Source organism: Ochrobactrum sp. Q0168, assembly GCF_016427605.1.
In the GTDB taxonomy this organism is placed as follows: Bacteria; Pseudomonadota; Alphaproteobacteria; order Rhizobiales; family Rhizobiaceae; genus Brucella.
The window spans coordinates 41,181-62,087 of the sequence record NZ_JAELXQ010000005.1 but is presented as its reverse complement, the minus strand read 5'-3'; the positions used below and the strand labels follow the sequence as shown (position 1 = coordinate 62,087).

The following is a 20,907-nucleotide window of genomic DNA, read 5'->3' as shown; positions in this document are numbered from 1 at the left end:
ACTCGGCACTGCACCAATAATAGCTTATTGCCCGCAACAAATGATCGGGCTAGCATAGTCTCCATTACAACTACGGCAGGATGAACCTGTCGAAACAAATGGGGAAATAACATTATGAACATGGCACGCTTTGCCTTTGCCGGTGCACTTCTTGCAACTGTGGCCGGTTTTCATGCCGCGCCTGCTGCCGCGCGCGATCTGACCGTCGTCTCCTGGGGCGGCAACTATCAGGATGCGCAACGCGAAATCTACTTCAAGCCGTTCTCGGAGAAATCCGGAAAGCCGCTGCTCGATGAATCATGGGACGGCGGTTATGGCGTCGTCCAGGCCAAGGTGAAGGCTGGCAAGCCCAATTGGGACGTGGTGCAGGTGGAAGCCGAAGAGCTGGCGCTCGGCTGTGCTGATGGCCTCTATGAAAAGATCGACTGGGCCAAGCTTGGCGGCAAGGACAAGTTTCTCGACAGCGCAGTCAATGATTGCGGCGTCGGCGCCATCGTCTGGTCCACGGCCATTGCCTATAATGGCGACAAGCTGAAGGACGGCCCCAAGTCCTGGGCGGATTTCTGGGATGTGAAGAAATTCCCCGGCAAGCGCTCCCTGCGCAAGGGCGCGAAATACACGCTGGAATTCGCGCTGCTCGCCGATGGCGTCAAGAAAGACGAGGTCTATGATGTGCTGGGCACGCCGGAGGGCGTCGACCGCGCGTTCAAGAAACTCGACGAGCTGAAGCCCAATATCGTTTGGTGGGAAGCCGGCGCGCAACCGCTGCAATTGCTGGCATCCGACGAAGTCGTGATGGCTTCGGCCTATAATGGCCGCATCACGGGCATCAATCGCGCCGAAGGCAAGAATTTCAAGGTCGTATGGCCGGGCAGCATCTATGCCGTCGATAGCTGGGTCGTCCTGAAGGACGCCGAGAACAAGGACGCAGGCATGGATTTCATCGCGTTTACCAGCGAACCGGAAAATCAGGTCAAACTGCCGAAATATGTCGCCTATGGTCTGCCGAACAAGGAAGCGGCGAGCAAGGTTCCGGCGGAATTCGCAGGCGATCTGCCAACGGCGGAAGCCAATATGACGGATGCCATTCCTCTCAATGTCGATTTCTGGATCGACAATTCGGAAGAGCTGACGAAGCGCTTCAACGCCTGGCTGGCGCAGTAAAAAGGTTAGCCTGAGAACACCCATCGCCATCCCGTCTGCCACGAAAACAAGAGATGGAGCGGTTCCTTTAAAACAGGAACTGCTCTAGCAGGTGGACGGGATATTCCGATTGCCGGCAACTGGAGTGATTCATTGACGGACTATCGAATTCGATTTGAGAATATCAGTAAATCCTACGCCGATTTCAAAGTCATAGACGGGCTCAACCTGGATATCGCGCGCGGCGAGTTCGTCAGTCTGCTTGGACCATCCGGTTCGGGCAAGACCACGCTTTTGATGATGCTCGCTGGCTTTGAAAGCCCAAGCGGTGGCAAGCTGATCGTCGATGGCAAGTCCATCAACGATGTTCCATCCTACAAGCGCAATATGGGCGTCGTGTTCCAAAACTATGCGCTGTTTCCCCATATGAGCGTCGGCGAGAATGTTGCATTCCCCTTGCAGATGCGCGGGCTCGGCAAGGCGGAGATTTCCGACAAGGTCGCAAAAGTGCTGGATATGGTGCAGCTCTCGACCATGCGCGAGCGCAAGCCGTCGCAGCTTTCCGGCGGGCAGCAGCAGCGTGTGGCTCTGGCCCGCGCGCTGGTTTTCGAACCGGGTGTGGTGCTGATGGACGAGCCGCTTGGCGCGCTCGACAAGCAATTGCGCGAACAGATGCAGCTCGATATCCGCGCGCTCCACAACCGCCTCGGTTTGACCATCGTTTTCGTGACGCATGACCAGAGCGAGGCGCTGACCATGTCGGACCGTATCGCCGTGTTCAACAAAGGCCAGATTGAACAGATCGGCTCACCGCGCGAAATCTATGACGAACCCAAGACCCGTTTCGTGGCAGAATTCATCGGCGAAACCAATCTTGCTGAAGGCAAGGTGGAGCGCGTTGACGGAACGAAAACGCTGATCCGCCTCAACAACGGTGCCGAGTTGAACGCCTCATCATCCGGCGCGCTGACGCCGGGTCAGAACGTGTTGCTTTCCATCCGTCCTGAGCGGATCGAACTGGGCGGCGAGGCGAAGAACGCTGACAATAATCTCAGCACCCGCGTGACCGATAGTGTCTACCAGGGCGACCATCTGCGCATCCAGCTGGACGAGAAGGCGCATAATTTCATTGTGCGCCTCGACCGCAAGGCGCGCGAATGGCAACCGGGCGTCGATGTGGTGGCGCATTTCAATGCAGCCGATTGCTGGACGATTGTGGCATGACAGTTCTCTCCGCCAAGAGCACACGCTCCGTTCTGCTCATCGCGCCGCTTTTGATCTTCATTGCGCTGTTCTTTCTGTGGCCGCTTGGCGTGATGATGAAACAGGCAATATCCGACATGGCGGTGCTGCGCGTTCTGCCGCAAACGGCGGAGGCAGTGGGCGGCTGGGACGGTCAGTCCGGCCCGACGCCGGAGATGAAACAGGCGCTGGTTGCCGATCTCAAGGCATCCACGGATCAGCAGGCGGTCGGCGATATGGTACGGCGCTTGAACAGCGCCCAGTCAGGCTTCCGTACCCTGATGAGCAAGACGCTGACAGCCATCGAGAAAAACGATCCGGCGCTCGATTTGGAAATGGTCGATAAACGCTGGAGCCAGCCGCAATATTGGCGCGCCATTGCCAATGCGCTGTCCCCCACCACAGATCGCACCCTGCTGGCGGCGGTGGATATGGAACGCGACAGTTCCGGCGAGATTGTCTCCATGGCGCCGGGCGCATCGGCGAACCGCGCCATCATGCTGCGTACTTTCTGGATCGCCGCACTGGTCACGCTGGCCTGCGCCGCCATCGGCTATCCCTATGCGGTATTGCTGGCTTCTGCCACAGGCTGGGTGAAAAGTGCCTTGTTTGCAGCCGTGCTTCTGCCGCTCTGGACATCGCTTCTGGTGCGCACGGCGGCGTGGTTCATCCTGTTGCAGGACAAGGGGTTGATCAACGACACGCTGATCTGGCTCGGGCTTACGAACGGGCCATTGCCGCTGATCTTCAACCGGATGGGCGTGATCATCGCCATGACGCATGTGCTTTTGCCGTTCATGGTTCTGCCGATCTATAGCGTGCTGGTGTCCATTCCGAACAATCTGATGCCCGCCGCCGCTTCGCTGGGCGCGCCGCCATGGCGGGCCTTTTTGCGCGTTCTGCTGCCACTCAGCATGCGCGGCATCCTGTCCGGCATGTTGCTCGTCTTCATGAGTGCGATTGGTTATTACATCACGCCGGCGCTGATCGGCGGTCCGAGCGACCAGATGATCAGCTCGATCATCGCTTATTATGCGACCGGCTCGGCTAATTGGGGCATGGCTGGCGCGTTGGGCATGGTGCTGCTGGTCGTCTGCCTGCTGCTCTATGCGGTCTATGGTCGCCTGACCAATGAAAAGCCGGGGAGGGCATGACCATGGGCCGTTCCGTCAAGATCATCTTCGGCGTGGCCGCCGTCATTTTTTTGGTCGCGCCGTTATTCGCCATTCTGCCGCTGGCCTTCACCTCAAGCGTGTTTCTCACCTATCCGGTGCCAAGCTGGTCGATGCGCTGGTTCGAGGAACTGGCAACGGCGGATGCCTGGCGGCGTGCCATCGTCAACAGTCTGATCATCGGCACTGGCACGATGGTGCTGGCGACTGTGCTTGGCACGATGGCGGCCCTTGGCTTGCGCAATCGGGCGCTGTTCCTGTCGGGGCCCATCCGCACGCTGTTTCTGCTGCCGATGGTGGTGCCTGCGGTGGTGATGGGTGTCGGCATGCAACTGCTGTTCGTGCGGCTCGGTATCGCCAATTCCTATTTCGGGGTCATCGTCGCGCATACGGTTGTGTCGATCCCCTTTGTGATGGTGAGCGTCACCGGCGCACTGGCGGGCATTGACCGGCGAGTGGAACTGGCGGCGGAAAGCCTGGGCGCATCGCCGCTGACGGTGTTTCGCCGGGTGACCTTGCCGCTTGCCATGCCGGGCGTGGTTTCGGGCGCGGTGCTGGCTTTCGCCACGTCGCTGGACGAGGTGGTGCTGACGCTTTTCGTCGCGGGACCAAACCAGCGAACGCTGGCGCGGCAGATGTTTTCCACCATCCGCGAAAATATCAGCCCGGCGATTGCCGCTGCAGCCTTCCTGTTCATCGCGGGCACGCTGATCCTCGGTCTGGCCGCTGTGCTGTTCAAACGGAAAACGCCGCGCATGGCCTGACCGGCGATAGCACAACGTAGCGGATAAGATTGTGGAATTGTGGAACTTTTGACGGTGTATTAGGTTTGGAACCTATGCACCTCTCCACGGCCCATTCAGAGAGCTCTTCGCTTGCGGCATTATCGCCGGTTCATTCCGGTTATGCGCTTTTCTTCGATATTGACGGAACCCTGCTGGATATCGCACCAACGCCGGACAGCGTTGTAGTCGATCCCGCGCTGGTGACCGCCCTGGAAAAATTGCGCGAGCGCCTGTCCGGCGCGGTGGCGCTGATGACGGGCCGTCCACTGGATTTCGTGGCAAAGCGTTTCCCCTCCTATTCAGGCGCCATCGCCGGTTTGCACGGCACCGAGTTCCGGCTGCCATCGGGGCAGGTAGAGAAACTGGAGCCGGGTGAACAATTCGCGCGGGCCAAGGATTTCATTCTTGAAACGCAAGCGGGCATTGCCGGGCTTCTGGTGGAGGACAAGGGCAATGCAATCGCGGTTCATTTCAGGCTTGCGCCTGAGAAGGAAGACATTGCGCGCGAATTGATCGATGCAGCGGAAAAACTGGCCGGTCCCGACTGGCGGGTTCAGGCTGGGAAATTCGTTTTCGAACTGCGTTCGCGCCATGGCGACAAGGGCGCCGCCTTGCGCCGCCTGATGCAGAGCGAGGCCTTTGCCGGTCGTGTTCCAGTCGCGTTCGGCGATGATCTTACCGATATACCAATGCTGCAAGCGGCGATGGGTCTGGGCGGAATGGGCATTGCCGTGGGCGAAGCGATCAGCGACCTGTCCACTGAAACGGTTGCCTCGCCGGAAGCCTTGCGTGCATGGGTAATCAAAATGGCTGGTGAGCAATAGAGCACATCCCGAAAAGTGTGAAACGGTTTTCGGATAAGATGTGCGTAAAAACAAAAATGTTAGAGCGCCGATCTGATTCAATCAGATCGAAACGCGCTCTAACACGTTGAAAGGAGAAACGAGTGGGACGCCTTGTCGTGGTTTCCAACCGCGTTCCCCTGCCGGATAAGCAGGGAAAAGCCCCAGCGGGAGGATTGGCTGTCGCGTTGCAGGCGGCTTTGAATGTGCGCGGCGGGGTCTGGTTCGGCTGGTCTGGTGAAACACTGTCCGGCAAGCAGACGCATCAATTGGAGACAAAGCAGGTCGGACCGATCAGCTATGCGCTGCTAAGCCTGCAAAAGAAAGATATCGACGAATATTACGCCGGCTTTGCCAATCGTATGCTGTGGCCGCTCTGTCATTACCGGCTGGACCTCATAGACTATACCCGCAAGGACATGGCGGGCTATTTCCGGGTCAACCGGCTGTTTGCACAGCAATTGCTGCCGCTGCTCGAACCCGACGACACAATCTGGGTGCATGATTATCACCTGATCCCGCTCGCCGAAGAATTGCGGCGCTGCGGTGTGGAAAATCGCATCGGCTTTTTCATGCACATTCCGTGGCCCCCGGCCGATCTGCTTTTGACGCTGCCGGTTCATGAGGCGATTATTCGCGGTTTGACCTATTATGATCTTGTTGGTTTCCAGACGGAAAACGATGTCGAGAATTTCATCGGCGGTTTGCGGCGGGAAAAGATCGGTAAGCCGATCGAACCTCGGCGGTTTGAGGCTTTCGGGCGTAGTTTCAGCGTCGACAGTTTTGGTATCGGCATCGAAACTGAAGCCTTCGCCGATATTGCCCGCAAGACGCAGAACAGCAGTTCCGTCAAGCGCATGCGTGATAGCATGAGCGGGCGCGATCTGATCATCGGCGTCGACCGGCTGGATTATTCCAAGGGGATCACCAACCGGCTTGAGGCGTTTGAACATTTCCTGAAAATCGATCCGGTCAATCGCGGTCATGTTACCTTTTTGCAGGTGACGCCGAAGTCCCGCACCGAAGTGCCGGAATATAAGGAGATGCAGCGCGAAGTGGCGGAAATGGCCGGGCGTATCAACGGCGCGAATGCCACGTTCGACTGGACGCCTATCCGCTATATCAACCGGTCTCTCAATCGCGATGTTCTGGCCGGGCTTTATCGTCTGGCGAAAGTGGGGCTGGTCACGCCGCTGCGCGATGGGATGAACCTTGTGGCGAAGGAATATGTCGCGGCGCAAGATCCGGATGATCCCGGCGTGCTTGTGCTTTCGCGCTTTGCAGGGGCCGCGCAGGAACTGAACGGTGCGGTGCTGGTCAATCCCTATGACACGGAAGCGGTCGCCTATGCGATCGCGCGGGCGCTCTCCATGCCGCTGGAGGAGCGGCAGGAGCGCTTTAACGGCATGATGGATTTTCTGAAGGAGCATGACGTCACACGATGGTGCGACGATTTTCTGGCACGGCTCGCGCCGGAAAAATAGGCAAAAGCTTGCACCCGAAAGAGGTGCAAGCCGTTCTTGAATTTTAGGCCACCGCCTTGCCGTAAGTGCGCACAACATTGCGGACGGCTTCAACCATCAGGGCGTGTGGTGTCGGCTCAACGACACCGGAGGCAACCGCCGGATAAAGCGTGCCCAGATACTGGCTGATCAACGTTTCCGGTATCTTGCGACCTTCAAGGCGCTTCAAAAGCGCATCGACGGCAGCGGTCGCGACCGGATGCGGCCAGTAATAGCGGATGCGGTCGCTGTAGGAGAAATGGCGTTGCAGACGCAGTTCTTCGGCATCGCCGTGGTAATATTTTTCCCAGTTCTTGGGCTCGGCCAGAAGCAGTGCTTCCATCTTGCCGCGCAGGGTTTCTTCTTCCGGCAGCTTGTCGAGGAAAGCCGCAATCTGGTCGAGACCGTAAAGCGCCTCGCGCAGTGCAAAAGTCAGGCCGGGGCCGACTTTCAAAATGGCGAAGCCGTCATGAACCAGATCGGAAAGCGCTTCCACCGGCTGATAGTCGGTCGAGTGGGCTTCGAAAACGAATTGCGGCATTTCGCTCAGAACAGCGCTTAACGCCGTCGCTTTTTCGCTGTTGTAGAAGGCGACATTTTCGTTGCCGAATTCGACCCCCGGCTGCACCACCACGCCGATAGCGCGGGCAAAGGCGTCTTCCAGTCCCAATGCCGCGAAAGCCTTGCGATGAATGGCGACGGTCTCGACCGCCGCGCCCGGCTTGGTCAGTTCCAGCTCTTCGATTTCTTCCATCGCACCGCCGGGAATCGGGACTTCGGTGCCGATGATATAGACCGGCAGGTCGTATCCGGCTTCGCGGGCCGCAGCTTCCGATACCTTGGCCAGACGCGCAGCGCGCTCGGCGGTCACAGCATCGGGAAGCGCGACCGGCTCGCCAGCGCAGCCCATCGACGTGTCCAGATGGATTTTGGTGAAGCCCGCGCGCACGAAGGCATCGATCATCACATCCGACTTGGCAAGGGCTTCTTCGGCTGGCAGATGCTTCCACGGGTTCGGGCCGAGATGGTCACCCCCCAGAATGAGCCGTTCTGTGTCGAAGCCGACGCGGGCGGCAATATCTTCCACGAAACGGCGGAAGTCGGCAGGCGTCATGCCGGTGTAGCCGCCATCCTGATTGACCTGATTGCAGGTGGCTTCGATCAGCACATCCGTGCTGGTCGCGATGCCTTCAAGAAGGGCTGCCTCGATCACCAGCGGATGTGCAGAGCAGATCGACGTAATGCCACCGCGAACGCCGCTTGCATAACGGGCGGGAAGTGCGCTCAGAACTTTCGTGCTGCTCATGCTGGAACTCCGTTTTTCTGCAGGAAGGCTTCAATTTCAGCCATGGTCGAGGTGCCTTCCATCGGTCCCTTGACCCCAACGGCGCGAGCGCCGGTGGCGTTGGCGATGACGAGCGCCTCCTTTGGTGCTATGTCGCGTAGCCAGCACGTGACGAAGGCTGCGCCAAAACTGTCCCCTGCGCCGGTCGGGTCGATTTCATCGACCTTGAACGCGGTCGCGAAAACTTCGCCGGACTGGTCGAAATAGCTGGCGCCTTCCGCGCCGCGCTTGACCACAACGGCCTTGATGCCGCGCGCGAGCAGTTCTTCCACGGCGGCCTTTTCCTCGGTCGCCTTGGTGAAGAGGAAAATTTCCGGGCCGCTCGGCATGAACAGGTCGGTGTTTTCCAGTGCATGGGCCAATGCCTGGCGCATGCCCGGCAGTTCCAGCATTTCCTTGCGAATATTCGGGTCAAAGGACACCGTGCCGCCCTTCGCCTTGATGCGGATCGTGGCCTCGTGGATCGCGGAAACAATACCTTCGGAGAACAGCGCCGAACCCATAATATGCAAATGATCGGCGGTCTCGATCAGCTTTTCAGCCTCCCGTGTCAGGCCGATCGCGCTGCATGCGCTGTGCTTGATATTGAAGATGAAATCGCGATTGCCATCCGGGCGATAACGCACGAAGGCGCTGCCGGTGGCGGCTGTCGGATGCACGCCGATGGCCGAAACATCCACGCCGTCTTCTTGCAGGCGCTCGACATTGAGCGCGCCGAAATCGTCATTGCCAACCGCGCTGACCATGCCGCAGGGCTGGCCCATCTTGGCCGCCTGATCGATGAAGATCGCAGGCGCGCCGGAAGCGAACGGGCCAATCAACGGGATGGCGGATTTGAAACCGTTGCCGGTTTCCACGGCCATGATCTCGACGACGATCTCGCCGATGGTGATGATCTTTTTCATATGCGGCACCGCGATTACGTCCGTACGGATTTTGAGCGCACATCGAGCCAGACCGCGACCAGAATGACCACACCCTTGACGATGAGCTGATAGAAGTAGGGCACCGACAGCATGTTCATGCCGTTATTGATGACGCCGATGATCAGCGCGCCGAGAATGGTGCCGACTATTGTGCCAACGCCGCCAGCAAGCGAGGTGCCGCCCAGCACGACCGCCGCAATGGCGTCAAGTTCGTAGCCCATGCCCGCATTGGTCTGCGCCGAGGACAGGCGCGACGAGAGCAGAATGCCGCTGATCGCCGCCATGACGCCGGAAAGCATGAAGACGATGATTTTGATGCGGTCAACGCGGATGCCCGAATAGATCGCCGCTTCCTTGTTGCCGCCCGACAGATAGATGCGGCGGCCGAAAACGGTCTTCGACAGCAGGACATAGTTGAAAATGAACAGGACGCCGACAATCCAGATGATGATCGGCAGGCCGAGCCAGTTTTCCGAACCGATGGCGAGCCATGTATCGTTTTCGATGATTTCAGGCGCGCCATTGGTCGGCAGGCTGACCATGCCGCGATAGATGCCCATTGTTGCAACCGTCACGATGAAGGATGGCAGCATCAGCTTTGCCGAAAGCACGCCGTTCAGCCCGCCCATGATGGCACCCGCCGCAAGCGTGAAAACCACGGTCGGCACAAAGCCGAAGCCCATGGAGAAGGCTTGCGCCGCCACCATGCCGGAAACCGCGATGATGGAGCCAATCGAAAGGTCGATTTCGCCGAGCAGGATCACATAGGTCATGCCATAAGCGGCAACGGCGATCACCGCCACCTGCTGCATGATGTTCATGAAATTGTTGAAGGCGAGAAAGCGCGGATTCAACACTGCGAAGACCACGCAGAGCACGGCCAGCGAGATGATGATGCCGCCATATTGACGAACCAGCGGGGAGGAGAAAAGCGAACGGCGGACTTCCGCGTCCACGGCTTTCTTCTGAATGTCGTGTGCATTGCTCATGTGTGCATTCCTGCTGCGTAGCTCATGACGGTTTCGGGCGTGAGGCCATCGGCATCGACAATGGCGGCGACATGCTTGTTATGCATGACGGCCACACGGTCGCTGAGACCCAGCACTTCCGGCAGTTCGGAGGAAACCATCAGGATCGCCGCGCCATTGGCGGCAAGTTCACGGATAATGCGATAGATTTCGAATTTCGCGCCGACATCGACGCCGCGCGTCGGTTCGTCGAGAATGAGGATGCGCGGCTTTGTCTGCAGCCACTTTGCCAGCACGATCTTCTGCTGATTGCCGCCGCTGAGCGATCCTGCAACAGTGTCGATGGATGCTGTCTTGATGGCAAGGCGCAGCACTTCCGCCTTGGCGGCGGCGCGCTCGGCTCTGGACCGCATCAGGCCGAAAGGCCCCGCCAGTTGACCGAGCCCAACCATGTTGATGTTGCGCTCAACGCTATGCGGAAGAACGAGACCTTCTTCCTTGCGGTTCTCGGTCACAAAGGCAATGCCGTTGCGAATGGCGTCGGTCGGTGAGGCAAGCGTGATGACCTCGCCATCGAGCCGGATTTCGCCCGTAGGCCGCAGCATGCCGAACAACGCCTTCATCACATCGGAACGGCCAGAACCGACCAGCCCGAACAGCCCAAGGACTTCACCCGGCTTCACATCGATAGAAACGTCGTGAAATTTGCCCGGTACAGAGAGATTCTTCGTCGCCAAAATCGGCGGAACATTGTCTGAAGGACGCGGTGCTTCACGCGGCGGGTAGATATCGTTCATCTCGCGACCGACCATCAGCGCGATCAGGCGGTCGATGCTGGTCTCGCTCTTTTCCGCGGTTGTGACATATTCGCCATCGCGGACAACCGTAATGTCGTCGGAAAGCCGCATGATTTCTTCCATGCGGTGCGAAATATAGATGACCGCAGTGCCCTTCGCTTTCAGCCGCTCGATGATCGAAAACAGGATTTCCGCTTCGCTGTCGGACAGCGACGAGGTCGGCTCATCCAGAATGACGACGTCCGCAGGCTGGCTCAATCCCTTGGCGATTTCGACCAGCTGGCGCTGGGCTATCGAAAGATCGCCGACCTTGGCGCGCGGATCGACTGGAAGTCCGAGATCGGCGACAAGCCTGGTTGCTGCCGCATTCAGCTCGCGCTCGCGGATGAAGCCGAAGCGGCTCGGTTCGTGGTTCGCGAAAATATTCTCGGCAACAGTCAGGTTGCGCGACAGGCTCAATTCCTGAAAGACGATGGCGATGCCGCTGGCGCGGGCGTCGCGCGGGTTCTTCGGCGCATAGGCTGCGCCTTTGAGCAAGATGGTGCCGGAGGTCGGCTTGAACACGCCGGCCAGAATCTTCATCAGTGTGGATTTGCCGGCGCCGTTTTCACCGAGCAGCGTATGCACGCGCCCACGACGCACCGTGAGGTTCATGCGCTTCAGCGCGATAACCGGGCCGAAAGACTTCGCGACATCGCGAATTTCCAGAACCGTATCTCCTGCCGTCTTCTGTTCGGATTTGGTGGCTGTCACAGGATCTGTCACTTTTGAGGCCTCCACGCTCCGTTTGCCGCAGTCTGTCACGAACCCGATGTCAACGGGGTCGCACAGTGGCGCTGTCTAAAGGGATGCGGTGGCGGCTTGGAAAGGGGGCTTTCCTGGCCGCCACACGCTGAAAGGAAGCAGCGACTGGGAGGAGTGTCGCTGCTTCACGCGGTCTTACTTGGTTTCGCCGTCCTTGGTGACGACGCCCGGAACGATCGGCTGCTTGGCCGGAACGCTCTCGCCCTTGATGACCTTGGCAGCGGTTTCAACCGCAACCTTGCCCATCTGGTCCGGATACTGTGCGATAACGCCGACCATGATCGGGTCGTTTTTCACGGCGTTGCGGGCTTCTTCCATGCCGTCGAAGCCGATCACTTTGACCTGGCTTTCGAGCTTGGCGGCCTTCACAGCCGATGCGGCAGCAAGCGCTGCATCATCGCCAAAGCCAAAGATGCCGACGATATCCGGATTGGCCTGCAGGATATTCTGCGCGGTGGCCAGGGCTTCCGGGCGGGTTATGCCCGGCTGGATCGCCACGATCTTGATGTCTGGATATTTGGCGATACCCTTCTTGAAACCTTCAACGCGGTCAACAACCGACTGAACCGTCGGGTAGTCGATGACGGCGACATTGCCCTTCTCACCGATGGATTTCGCCATCAGTTCGGCAGCTTTTTCGCCGCCCGCAAAGTTGTCGGTGCCGACAAAGGACGTCACATCGACATTGTTGGCCGGAACATCGACCGTGATGACCTTGATGCCAGCCTTTTCGGCCTTGTTGATGGCCGAGCGAACGCCCTTGCTGTCAACCGGCGAGATGATGATGACATCGACGCCCTTGGTGATGAAATCTTCCACATCGGCGAGCTGCTTGCTCAGATCCTGATTGGCGATGGAGATTTCGAGCGGCACGTTTTCTGCCTGCGCTTCCTTCTTCATCGCGTCAGCGAGCGAGATGTAGAACGGATGCTGCTGGGTGAGAAGCGATGCGCCAACGCCTTCGGCAGAGGCAACGCCCGCCATCATGGCCAGAGCGACGCCGGAAATGAGAATGCGGCCGAGAGAAGTGCGAAACATGATTTCCTCCGTATGAACCGGCGCCTGCCGGGCTGTCCTTCTAACAGGGACATGAATGATGAGTACCTGCTGGTTCATCGGACCGCAGCACTTTGCGTCGGTCTTCAAACCTCCCGGAAGGGCAGGCGCCTTCAGCCCGTTATCGAGCTTCATTAGACATGATGGAGCTTGTTCAACGTGTCAATATATATTTTTTCACGTGTAAAAATTATAACGATTTAATTCAACCCACATGGTACAGCGAAAAGGGCTCTCGCTGCCTTAAATCAACATTTACAGCGGGAATAGGGTTGAGAGCTGTCGAAATTCAGGTTGCTTCTGTGAAGAAAAAAATTTACGCATGGAAAAACATTGAGGCGTGGAGTGAGCGTCTGATCGGGAATGACCCGAGGAAAGCGGAGCATGGCTGAAAACAAGATCAGGACGATGGAGGAGTTTGCTGCGGCGAGCGGTTTGTCGCGTCCTACGGTCTCGAAATATTTCGATAATCCTGAAAGCGTAAAGCCTTCGACGCGGGCTCGCATCGAGAAGGCGCTGAAGGATCATAACTATCAGCCCAATATTTTTGCCGTCAGCCTCAACCGCAAGAAGCCGAAGAATATCGGCGTCATCGTTCCGCATATTTCCGATCCGTTTTATGCCGAAATCATTCGCCAGATCGAATTGCGATGCCTTGCCGAAGGCTATTGGACCATCGTTCTGTCGTCGCATGGCGAGCGCAAGCTGGAAGCACGCGCCATGCGCTCGCTGATGTCGCTCAAGATCGCCGGTGTCCTGATGGCGCCACTTGGTTTCGAAACCGACACCAAGCTTCTGTCCAGCCTTTCCGATTCGATGCCGGTGGTGTTTCTCGACAGCCGTATCGGCGAGGACCAGCCCTTTGTCGGCACCGACAACCGGGTCAGCATCGGCAACATCACGGAATATCTGTGCCGGACCGGCGAGCATCCCTGTTTTCTGGAAATGCCCGCCGTCAACCAGAACGCGCTTGAGCGCCGCGCTGCCTATATCGCGACGATGGAACGGCTCGGTATCGAGCCCATCGTCCTGCCGATGGCGTCGAAAAACTGGAGCTTCGAAGAACTCGGCTATCAGGAAGCGGGGCGTATTCTCGACCGCGGCGGTTTCCCGACGCGGACGGTTCTTTGCGCCAATGATCGTCTGGCCTTCGGTGTGATTTCGGCAGCTTTTGAACGCAGGCGTCATGTCGGGCGGGAAGAAGGCAGCGATCTGCGGGTCGCCGGTCATGACGATCATCCGCTCAGCCGCTTCACCTGCCCGCCGCTGACGACGGTTGCCCAGGATTACCGCCAGATTGCGCAGCTTGGGCTGGATATGCTGTTCTCACGCATCAATGAACAGGACAGCAGCAGCGCGACCGGCGAGGATATCCGCTATCTCGACAGCCATCTGATCATGCGCAGTTCTGCCTGATTATGTTGCGCTGTATCCGGCTGCGTGGCTTTCCATGGATGATATTTTCGGCACGCTTGCCGCCAATCCTGCTTATGTCGCCGCATTCTCTTCAGCACTGAAAGCAATCTGGCAGGATGGCACGACCCGGACGCTGGAACGCTACCTCAAAGGTCAGCTGCTCTGATAGAACAAATTGCCGCTTGTAATGGGAGAGAGCAGCATCGGCTAGGCGCCTGCCTTTGGGGCAACCCGGAGCACGCGCCAGCCGAGCAGAGTGAAGCCAATGGACATCAGCAGGTTGATGATGTTGAAGAAGCAAAAGGCTGCATAAGCGGTAGTACTCACCCCAAGTGCCGCAGCCATGTAAGCGCCGCAGCTGTTCCATGGTATGAGCGGCGAGGTAACGGTTGCGCTGTCGCCGATCACGCGAGACAGGAGGGCTGGCGCCAGACCGCGATTGGCAAAGGCCTGTTTGAACATGCGCCCGGGCAGCGCAATTGAAATATACTGATCGGATGTGACCACATTCGTCAACACGGCGGTGCCTGCAACGGTGGTGACTAAACCTGCGTCGGATTTGGTGCGACGGATCATCGGACCGATCAGACGGTTGAGAATGCCTGCATGTTCGATCACCGCACCAAAGGCAAGTGCAGTAATGATAAGCCAGATAGTCGTCATCATGCTGGCCATTCCGCCCCGGCTGAGGATCATGTCTATATCGTGGTCGCCGATGGAACTCGTATAACCGGTGGCAAGCGCCAGCCATGCGCCTTTCAAAAGCGCAAGCGCGCTGGGCAGGGTCGCGTCATTGGCAAAAGCGATTACGCGCGGCGGGTCCATGATGACGCCTTGGATCGCCCCTGCCATTGCACCGCTGAATATCGCCACGACTGGAGAAATTCGTGCGACCGACAGCACGAAGACCAAAAGCAACGGCAGAAAAGCCCAGAGCGAAACTTGAATCTGGCTGTCGATCTTTGTGAGAAGAGAACTGGCGTCAAAATCGTTCTGCTCGCCAAGTAAACCAAACAGCACAACTGCCAGAAGCAAGGCTGGAATCGACACCCAGAGCGATTCCCTGATGTGGTCGAATATTTCAGATCCGGCTGACGCTGCCGCCAGATTGACCGTATCGGATAGCGGTGACGCCTTGTCGCCGAAATAAGCGCCGGAGATGACTGCTCCTGCCGTGATGGCCGGTGATAGCTCCATATGGGCGGCGACCCCCATTAGGCCGATGCCGATAGTGCCCGCGACGGTCCAAGAACTGCCGATACTGAATGCGACAGCAGCGCAAACGACGGCGGTCGTTGCGTAGAAATAATCGGGGTTGAGAAGTTTCAGCCCGTAATAGACCATGGATATGATCGTGCCGCTGAGCGCCCATGTGCCGATCAAGGCGCCAACTGCCATCAGGATGAGAATGGCCGGTAAGCCGGCTGCGATCCCATCAACGACGGCTGCGCGGACGGCGGACCATGGCGACCCGTTTTTATAAGAGACGCCTGCCGCTATCATACCGCAGATTGCAAGGGCGATCTGGTTAGGGCCGGACGAAGCCTCGTCGCCGAACAGATAATAGGACAGGGCAAGAAAGACGATGAGCGCGATACATGGCACCAGGGCATCCAACATGGATGGAGGATGAACGCTGCTTGTCGAACCTTGTTCGGTTTCGCTCACTTCATGGTCTCCCCGGTAGAGAATTGAGAGTCGGCGCAAGTCCAATTAAAGAAAACTCCGATCTTTATCGAAGACCGGAGTTTCTATACTTCATTCAATGCCAAGTTAGGGTTGAAAAGCCGCTACTGACGATCGTACCCTTTTTGCCTTCGACAATTGCAGGAATGTCTGCCAATGCGCCGATGGCGGCGGAGTTTCCTGTCGCCTTGGCGAAATTGCACGCGGCATCCACCTTTGGCCCCATCGAGCCCGCCGGAAACTGATATTGCGAGAGTGCTTCCGGCGTTGCTTCGTGAATACCCTTTTGCGTCGGCTTGCCCCAGTCGGTGAAGACCGCTTCGGCGTCGGTCGCCATGATGAAGAGGTCGGCATTGAGTTCACGCGCCAGAAGTTCGCTGGCCAGATCCTTGTCGATGACAGCCTCAACGCCGCTGAGCGTCCGTTCCTTGCCCTTCTCATACATGGTGGGTATGCCGCCGCCGCCCGCGCAGATGAGAATGGTGTTCTTTTCAAGCAGCCATTTCAGCGGGCGTATCTCGAAGATTCGCTTCGGCAGCGGCGAGGGTACAACCCGCCGCCACTTGTCGCCGTCCTGCTTGAAGGTCCAGCCTTTTTCTCCGCGAATGCGATCGGCATCCTCCTTCGAATAGACCGGCCCGACGAACTTGGTCGGATTCTGGAAGCCGGGATCGTCGCCATCCACCTCGACCATGGTGAGGATAGTGGCAATTGGAATATCGAACGGCAGAACATTGCCAAGTTCCTGTTCGAGCATATAGCCGATCATGCCTTCCGTCTGGGCGCCGAGCACGTCCAGCGGATAGGCTTCGTCGGGCTTGTAGGCGGCGCCCTGCAAGGCAAGCAGCCCGACCTGCGGACCGTTGCCATGGGTGATGATGACCTGATGGTCCTTCGTGACCGGCGCGATGGCCTCGACAGCAGTGCGGATATTCTTGCGTTGCACCTCGGCTGTCATCGGCTCGCCGCGCCGCAAAAGGGCGTTGCCGCCCAATGCGATGACGATACGCATCCTCAATCTCCAAGTGTTGCCACAAGCAGGGCCTTGATGGTGTGCAAACGGTTTTCCGCCTGTTCGAATGCGATATTGGCGTGGGATTCGAACACTTCGTCGGTCACTTCAAGACCGTCCGTAATGCCGAACTGGTCAGCGATCTGCTTGCCGACGACGGTTTCCGTGTCGTGGAATGCGGGCAGGCAGTGCATGAATTTTACCTGCGGATTGCCCGCGGCCTTCATCAGCGCTGCATTGACCTGATAGGGCTTCAAGAGCTTGATGCGCTCGGCCCAGACCTCCTTCGGCTCACCCATCGACACCCAGACATCGGTATGGATGAAGTCCACATCCTTGACCGCAGCCTTGATGTCATCGGTGATGGTCAGCTTTGCGCCCGAGGCTGCGGCAAGATCCTCGGCGATCTTCCGATATTCTTCGGAAGGCCACAGTTCCTTCGGTCCGCAGATGCGAACATCCATGCCCATCAGACTGCCGACGATCATCAGCGAATGACCCATATTGGAGCGTGTATCGCCGACATAGGCATATTTGATCTGGGGGATCGGCTTGTCACTGTGTTCCCACATGGTCAGCACATCGGCCAGCATCTGGGTTGGATGATATTCATCGGTCAGGCCGTTATAGACCGGCACACCGGCATATTTGGCCAGTGTTTCCACACCGCTCTGCGATGAACCGCGATATTCGATGGCGTCATACATGCGGCCCAGAACGCGCGCCGTGTCCTTGAAGGATTCCTTGTGGCCGATCTGAGAGCCAGCTGGGTCAAGATAGGTGACATTGGCGCCCTGATCGGAGCAGGCGACCTCGAAGGCGCAGCGGGTGCGTGTGGAAGTCTTTTCAAATATGAGGCAGATCTCCTTGCCCGACAGGTGCTTTTGTTCGGTGCGGGCATATTTGGCACGCTTCAGATCGCGGGCCAGATCCAGCAAGAAGCGAAATTCACGCGGCGTGTAATCCTGCACCGTGAGAAGCGAACGATTGCGCAGATTAAAGCTCATGATACGTCTCCAAAACTTATAACGTTGCGATGGAAGTCCGGTGATCAAACCGGATCGCGCCAGATGGGGCAGGTCATGCAATGGCCGCCGCCGCGACCGCGGCCCAGCTCGGAGCCGCGAATGGTGATAACTTCAACGCCGGCTTTGCGAAGCAGCGTGTTGGTGTAGGTGTTGCGGTCGTAAGAGACCACGACGCCAGGTTCCAGCGCCACGACGTTGTTGCCGTCGTCCCACTGCTCGCGCTCGGCTTCATAAGCGTTGCCGCCGGTTGCGACCGAGCGCAGTTTCTTCAGTTGAAGCGCTTCGGCGACCACTTCCAGAAGATGTTTTGTTTCCGGGCGAACGGTGAGTTGGCCGCCGTCGCCGGGGTAGATGCTGAAGCAGCGGATCTGGTCCACCACTTCACCAAAAATGGTCACGAGGTCGCGGTCGCAGAAGCTGAACACCGTATCGAGATGCATGGCCGCCCGGCTCTTCGGCATCACGCAGGCGATGACGCGGGTGGCGGCATTGGCAGCAAACAGCGCTTCCGCCACCTGGCCGACAGCCTGATAGGTGGTGCGCTCTCCCATACCGATCAGCACAACGCCATTGCCGATGGGCATTACGTCGCCGCCTTCCATCGTGGCATTGCCGTGGTCGGTGTCGAAATCGCCCCACCAGATCTTGAAATCGCCATCCTTGAATTCCGGATGATATTTGTAGATGGCCCGCTGGATCAGCGTTTCCGGCTGGCGCGCTGGCCAGAACATCGGATTGACCGTCACGCCACCATAAATCCAGCAGGATGAGTCGCGCTGAAACAGCGTGTTGGGGATTGGCGGAATGATGAATTCTGTGCCGCCCAGCACGTCCAGCATCAGTTCCTTGCCCCAGATGTCGGGAAGGTCGGAAACCGCAACGCCGCCGATGAGAAACTCGGCAAGATTTTTCGATGGCAGTTCGTCCAGCCATGGGCGCATGGAATTGGCGACATTACGCCCGACCTGATTGGGCAGAATACGCCGGTCGAGAACGAATTGGCGGGCTTCCTTGTCGTTCAGCGTTTCGGCAAGCAGATCCTGCATTTCCAGAACCTCCACGCCGCGCTCCCGCATCTTGAGAACGAAGTCGAAATGGTCCTTCTGGGCCTCGTGCACCCAGATCACGTCATCGAACAGAAGGTCGTGGCAATTGGCTGGCGTCAGTCGTTGATGGGCGAGCGAAGGACTGCATACCATCACAGTGCGCAGTTTGCCGACTTCCGAATGCACTCCGAATTGTCTCATCTCGATGCTCCTGTTCAAAAGGGTGATCTAAGCGGGAAGATTTCCGGTAGCCGGCAAAAGATCGTTCCCGTGAATGCGTCAGAATGGGGTGATAGCTCCTGTCCACATGAGATAGATGGCGATTAGGGCCAACAGACTGATGCCTGCTGCGATCCACACTTCACGGCCTTCGAAGATCGGCTCGCCATGTTCTCTGCGTGCTTTGGCGTAGACCAGAATGCCGGGTGCGAAGAGCACTGTGCACATCAGCAGGAAACTTAGTCCCGCCGCGTAGACCAGCCAGACACCATAGAGCGTCGCGATCAGGCTCACCCACAGGTCGCGCCGCCGCGACTTGCTGTTCGCGCCATATGTCTCACCGCTGAGCGCCAGTTTCAGCGCGAAGGCGCCGGAAAACACATAGGGCGGCAAAATGGCGACCGATGCGATGAAGTAGAAGAACTGATAGGCGCTTTCGGAAAAATAGGTGAGCAGCAGGAAGAACTGGATCGCGAGGTTTGTCGCCCATAATGCGTGAGCGGGCGAGCCGTTCTTGTTCTCGACGGCAAACCATTTCGGGAATGTGCCGTCGCGACCGCAGGAAAACGGGATTTCCGCGCAGAGCAGGGTCCAGGACAGGAAAGCGCCGCCGACCGAAATCAGCAGGCCGACATTGATGAGCAGCGCGCCCCAATGGCCGACAAGCGGCTCGAAGACACCTGCCATGGAGGGCACTTTCAGTCCGGCCAGTTCCGGCTGGCTCATCAGTCCGGTCGACAGCAGCGACACCAGCACATAAATGCCGAGTGCGCCAAGAAAGCCGATCACGGTTGCGCGTCCTACATCTTTGCGGTTGGCCGCGCGCGCCGAATAAACGCTCGCACCCTCAATGCCAATGAAAACCCACAGCGTTACCAGCATGGTGCTTTTGATCTGGTGCGTGATGCTCCCAAGGGTGGCTTCCTCACCGCGGCCCCAGAAGTTGAAGGTGAACTTGTCCCAGTGGAAAGCGACGATGGCGATCAGTATGAACAGCATCAGCGGCACAAGTTTTGCAATCGTCGTGACGATATTGACGAATGACGCCTGTTTGATGCCATAAAGCACAAGCGTATGGATCAGCCAAAGGCAGATGGACGCACCGATGATCGACGGCAGATTGGAGCCGTCACCGAAGACCGGGAAGAAGAATGAGAGTGCCGAGAAAATCGCCACCGCATAGGCGACATTGCCGAGAAAGGCGCTCAGCCAATATCCCCACGCACTATTGAAGCCGATGAACGATCCAAATCCAGCCTTGGCATAAGCATAGGGTCCTGCATCGAGATCAGGACGGCGATTGGCGAGCGATTGATAGACCCGCGCCAGCATCAACATGCCGATGCCAGTGATGATCCAGCCAATGATCACTGCGCCCGGCGACGCTGCGCGGGACATGTCCGATGGCAGATTGAAGACGCCGCCGCCGATCATCGATCCCAGCACAAGCGCAATCAAAGGAAACAATGTCAGTTTGTGCGGCTCTTTTTCTGCCGCAACCGGTCCATTCTGCGTATCGGTCATGCAATTCTCCAATCGTGTGCGATCTGGGCATGAAACGAAACTTCCAGGCAACGATGTGAGTTTGTACTCAAATCATTCAACCCTATCAGGCGTATGGTACTATTCAGGCAGTGCGTTTATACGAAACGCATGAGTTGAAATTAGGCATCAGGAAATAAAGTCAATCGCATGGATGCCGCAAAGGCGCCCATTTCCATCGGGATTTGTTTGATTTCGGACGATTCTAAGCGAATGGAGCGTTGGAAAAACTGTAGTGTTTCATAAAGAAACGCAAAGTTCGTGGACTTATGTATCTGGGCCTGGTTTTCGGACTGCCGCTGGGCTTGCGTGCCTATGCGCAGCTTATCCTCTATGACCTTCATTTTTCGCATGCGATCCCCCGATACGCATTCAA

The 20,907-nt window shown here is 57.8% G+C and carries 19 protein-coding genes; 8 read left to right on the top strand and 11 right to left on the bottom strand.

Annotated features, from left to right (window positions below; translation table 11 throughout):
• The first annotated feature begins 114 nt into the window (after window positions 1–114).
• The 6 genes from JAU75_RS11360 to otsA all read left to right on the top strand — a co-directional run bounded on the left by JAU75_RS11360 (window position 115) and on the right by otsA (window position 6,668).
• Complete coding sequence (locus JAU75_RS11360) at window positions 115–1,164, top strand: ABC transporter substrate-binding protein (RefSeq protein WP_199056633.1); 1,050 nt, start codon at window positions 115–117, stop codon at window positions 1,162–1,164.
• A gap of 132 nt (window positions 1,165–1,296) precedes the next feature.
• The gene (locus JAU75_RS11355; RefSeq protein WP_199056632.1) at window positions 1,297–2,367 is read left to right on the top strand and encodes an ABC transporter ATP-binding protein; all 1,071 of its coding nucleotides are present in this window, start codon (window positions 1,297–1,299) and stop codon (window positions 2,365–2,367) included.
• Entirely contained in the window at window positions 2,364–3,539 is a 1,176-nt protein-coding gene (locus JAU75_RS11350; protein ID WP_199056631.1) for an ABC transporter permease, read from the top strand. The genes JAU75_RS11355 and JAU75_RS11350 overlap by 4 nt, the downstream gene beginning before the upstream one ends.
• 2 nt (window positions 3,540–3,541) lie before the next feature.
• A complete protein-coding gene (locus JAU75_RS11345; RefSeq protein ID WP_199056820.1) occupies window positions 3,542–4,321 on the top strand; it encodes an ABC transporter permease in 780 nt (259 codons plus the stop codon).
• A 74-nt stretch (window positions 4,322–4,395) separates the two neighbouring features.
• Complete coding sequence (gene otsB / locus JAU75_RS11340) at window positions 4,396–5,166, top strand: trehalose-phosphatase (RefSeq protein WP_199056630.1); 771 nt, start codon at window positions 4,396–4,398, stop codon at window positions 5,164–5,166.
• Window positions 5,167–5,288: 122 nt separating this feature from the next.
• Window positions 5,289–6,668: an alpha,alpha-trehalose-phosphate synthase (UDP-forming) gene (otsA, locus tag JAU75_RS11335; RefSeq protein WP_199056629.1), complete on the top strand. Its 1,380-nt coding sequence runs from the start codon at window positions 5,289–5,291 to the stop codon at window positions 6,666–6,668.
• Window positions 6,669–6,711: 43 nt separating this feature from the next.
• On the opposite strand, the gene JAU75_RS11330 is transcribed toward otsA, so the two are convergent.
• The 5 genes from JAU75_RS11330 to JAU75_RS11310 all read right to left on the bottom strand — a co-directional run bounded on the left by JAU75_RS11330 (window position 6,712) and on the right by JAU75_RS11310 (window position 12,564).
• A complete protein-coding gene (locus tag JAU75_RS11330) occupies window positions 6,712–7,992 on the bottom strand; it encodes a D-tagatose-bisphosphate aldolase, class II, non-catalytic subunit (RefSeq protein ID WP_199056628.1) in 1,281 nt (426 codons plus the stop codon).
• Window positions 7,989–8,936 carry a sugar kinase gene (locus JAU75_RS11325; protein WP_199056627.1) on the bottom strand — a complete coding sequence of 316 codons (948 nt, stop codon included), beginning with the start codon at window positions 8,934–8,936 and terminating at the stop codon, window positions 7,989–7,991. The genes JAU75_RS11330 and JAU75_RS11325 overlap by 4 nt, the downstream gene beginning before the upstream one ends.
• A gap of 14 nt (window positions 8,937–8,950) precedes the next feature.
• Entirely contained in the window at window positions 8,951–9,946 is a 996-nt protein-coding gene (locus tag JAU75_RS11320) for a ribose ABC transporter permease (RefSeq protein WP_247880456.1), read from the bottom strand.
• Window positions 9,943–11,487: a sugar ABC transporter ATP-binding protein gene (locus JAU75_RS11315; protein ID WP_199056626.1), complete on the bottom strand. Its 1,545-nt coding sequence runs from the start codon at window positions 11,485–11,487 to the stop codon at window positions 9,943–9,945. The genes JAU75_RS11320 and JAU75_RS11315 overlap by 4 nt, the downstream gene beginning before the upstream one ends.
• Before the next feature lie 174 nt (window positions 11,488–11,661).
• On the bottom strand, window positions 11,662–12,564 hold the full coding sequence (locus JAU75_RS11310) for a substrate-binding domain-containing protein (RefSeq protein WP_199056625.1): 903 nt from the start codon (window positions 12,562–12,564) through the stop codon (window positions 11,662–11,664).
• A 402-nt stretch (window positions 12,565–12,966) separates the two neighbouring features.
• On the opposite strand from JAU75_RS11310, the gene JAU75_RS11305 reads away from it, so the two are divergent.
• Window positions 12,967–13,998, top strand: coding sequence for a LacI family DNA-binding transcriptional regulator (locus tag JAU75_RS11305; protein WP_199056624.1), 1,032 nt, complete (start codon window positions 12,967–12,969; stop codon window positions 13,996–13,998).
• A 34-nt stretch (window positions 13,999–14,032) separates the two neighbouring features.
• Window positions 14,033–14,164, top strand: a complete 132-nt coding sequence (locus tag JAU75_RS24250) for a hypothetical protein (protein ID WP_371836157.1) — start codon at window positions 14,033–14,035, stop codon at window positions 14,162–14,164.
• Window positions 14,165–14,205: 41 nt separating this feature from the next.
• Here the strand turns inward: JAU75_RS24250 and JAU75_RS11300 are convergent, their stop codons facing one another.
• The 6 genes from JAU75_RS11300 to JAU75_RS11275 all read right to left on the bottom strand — a co-directional run bounded on the left by JAU75_RS11300 (window position 14,206) and on the right by JAU75_RS11275 (window position 20,884).
• Window positions 14,206–15,666, bottom strand: coding sequence for a Na+/H+ antiporter NhaC family protein (locus JAU75_RS11300; protein ID WP_199056623.1), 1,461 nt, complete (start codon window positions 15,664–15,666; stop codon window positions 14,206–14,208).
• 94 nt (window positions 15,667–15,760) lie between these two features.
• Complete coding sequence (gene arcC / locus JAU75_RS11295; RefSeq protein WP_199056622.1) at window positions 15,761–16,696, bottom strand: carbamate kinase; 936 nt, start codon at window positions 16,694–16,696, stop codon at window positions 15,761–15,763.
• 2 nt (window positions 16,697–16,698) lie between these two features.
• Complete coding sequence (locus JAU75_RS11290; RefSeq protein WP_199056621.1) at window positions 16,699–17,703, bottom strand: ornithine carbamoyltransferase; 1,005 nt, start codon at window positions 17,701–17,703, stop codon at window positions 16,699–16,701.
• A 44-nt stretch (window positions 17,704–17,747) separates the two neighbouring features.
• On the bottom strand, window positions 17,748–18,971 hold the full coding sequence (gene arcA, locus JAU75_RS11285) for an arginine deiminase (protein ID WP_199056620.1): 1,224 nt from the start codon (window positions 18,969–18,971) through the stop codon (window positions 17,748–17,750).
• A 78-nt stretch (window positions 18,972–19,049) separates the two neighbouring features.
• Window positions 19,050–20,513, bottom strand: a complete 1,464-nt coding sequence (gene arcD, locus JAU75_RS11280; protein ID WP_199056619.1) for an arginine-ornithine antiporter — start codon at window positions 20,511–20,513, stop codon at window positions 19,050–19,052.
• 140 nt (window positions 20,514–20,653) lie between these two features.
• On the bottom strand, window positions 20,654–20,884 hold the full coding sequence (locus tag JAU75_RS11275; RefSeq protein ID WP_199056618.1) for a hypothetical protein: 231 nt from the start codon (window positions 20,882–20,884) through the stop codon (window positions 20,654–20,656).
• Window positions 20,885–20,907 lie beyond the last annotated feature (23 nt).

Excerpts from the sequence above, each read along its gene's own strand:
- arcA (WP_199056620.1), bottom strand. The coding sequence starts at position 18,971 with ATGAGACAATTCGGAGTGCATTCGGAAGTCGGCAAACTGCGCACTGTG.
- JAU75_RS11310 (WP_199056625.1), bottom strand. The coding sequence starts at position 12,564 with ATGTTTCGCACTTCTCTCGGCCGCATTCTCATTTCCGGCGTCGCTCTG.
- arcD (WP_199056619.1), bottom strand. The coding sequence starts at position 20,513 with ATGACCGATACGCAGAATGGACCGGTTGCGGCAGAAAAAGAGCCGCAC.
- JAU75_RS11320 (WP_247880456.1), bottom strand. The coding sequence starts at position 9,946 with ATGAGCAATGCACACGACATTCAGAAGAAAGCCGTGGACGCGGAAGTC.
- JAU75_RS11350 (WP_199056631.1), top strand. The coding sequence starts at position 2,364 with ATGACAGTTCTCTCCGCCAAGAGCACACGCTCCGTTCTGCTCATCGCG.
- JAU75_RS24250 (WP_371836157.1), top strand. The coding sequence starts at position 14,033 with ATGGATGATATTTTCGGCACGCTTGCCGCCAATCCTGCTTATGTCGCC.
- JAU75_RS11325 (WP_199056627.1), bottom strand. The coding sequence starts at position 8,936 with ATGAAAAAGATCATCACCATCGGCGAGATCGTCGTCGAGATCATGGCC.
- JAU75_RS11275 (WP_199056618.1), bottom strand. The coding sequence starts at position 20,884 with ATGCGAAAAATGAAGGTCATAGAGGATAAGCTGCGCATAGGCACGCAA.
- otsB (WP_199056630.1), top strand. The coding sequence starts at position 4,396 with ATGCACCTCTCCACGGCCCATTCAGAGAGCTCTTCGCTTGCGGCATTA.
- JAU75_RS11330 (WP_199056628.1), bottom strand. The coding sequence starts at position 7,992 with ATGAGCAGCACGAAAGTTCTGAGCGCACTTCCCGCCCGTTATGCAAGC.
- JAU75_RS11360 (WP_199056633.1), top strand. The coding sequence starts at position 115 with ATGAACATGGCACGCTTTGCCTTTGCCGGTGCACTTCTTGCAACTGTG.
- JAU75_RS11345 (WP_199056820.1), top strand. The coding sequence starts at position 3,542 with ATGGGCCGTTCCGTCAAGATCATCTTCGGCGTGGCCGCCGTCATTTTT.
- JAU75_RS11305 (WP_199056624.1), top strand. The coding sequence starts at position 12,967 with ATGGCTGAAAACAAGATCAGGACGATGGAGGAGTTTGCTGCGGCGAGC.
- JAU75_RS11290 (WP_199056621.1), bottom strand. The coding sequence starts at position 17,703 with ATGAGCTTTAATCTGCGCAATCGTTCGCTTCTCACGGTGCAGGATTAC.
- arcC (WP_199056622.1), bottom strand. The coding sequence starts at position 16,696 with ATGCGTATCGTCATCGCATTGGGCGGCAACGCCCTTTTGCGGCGCGGC.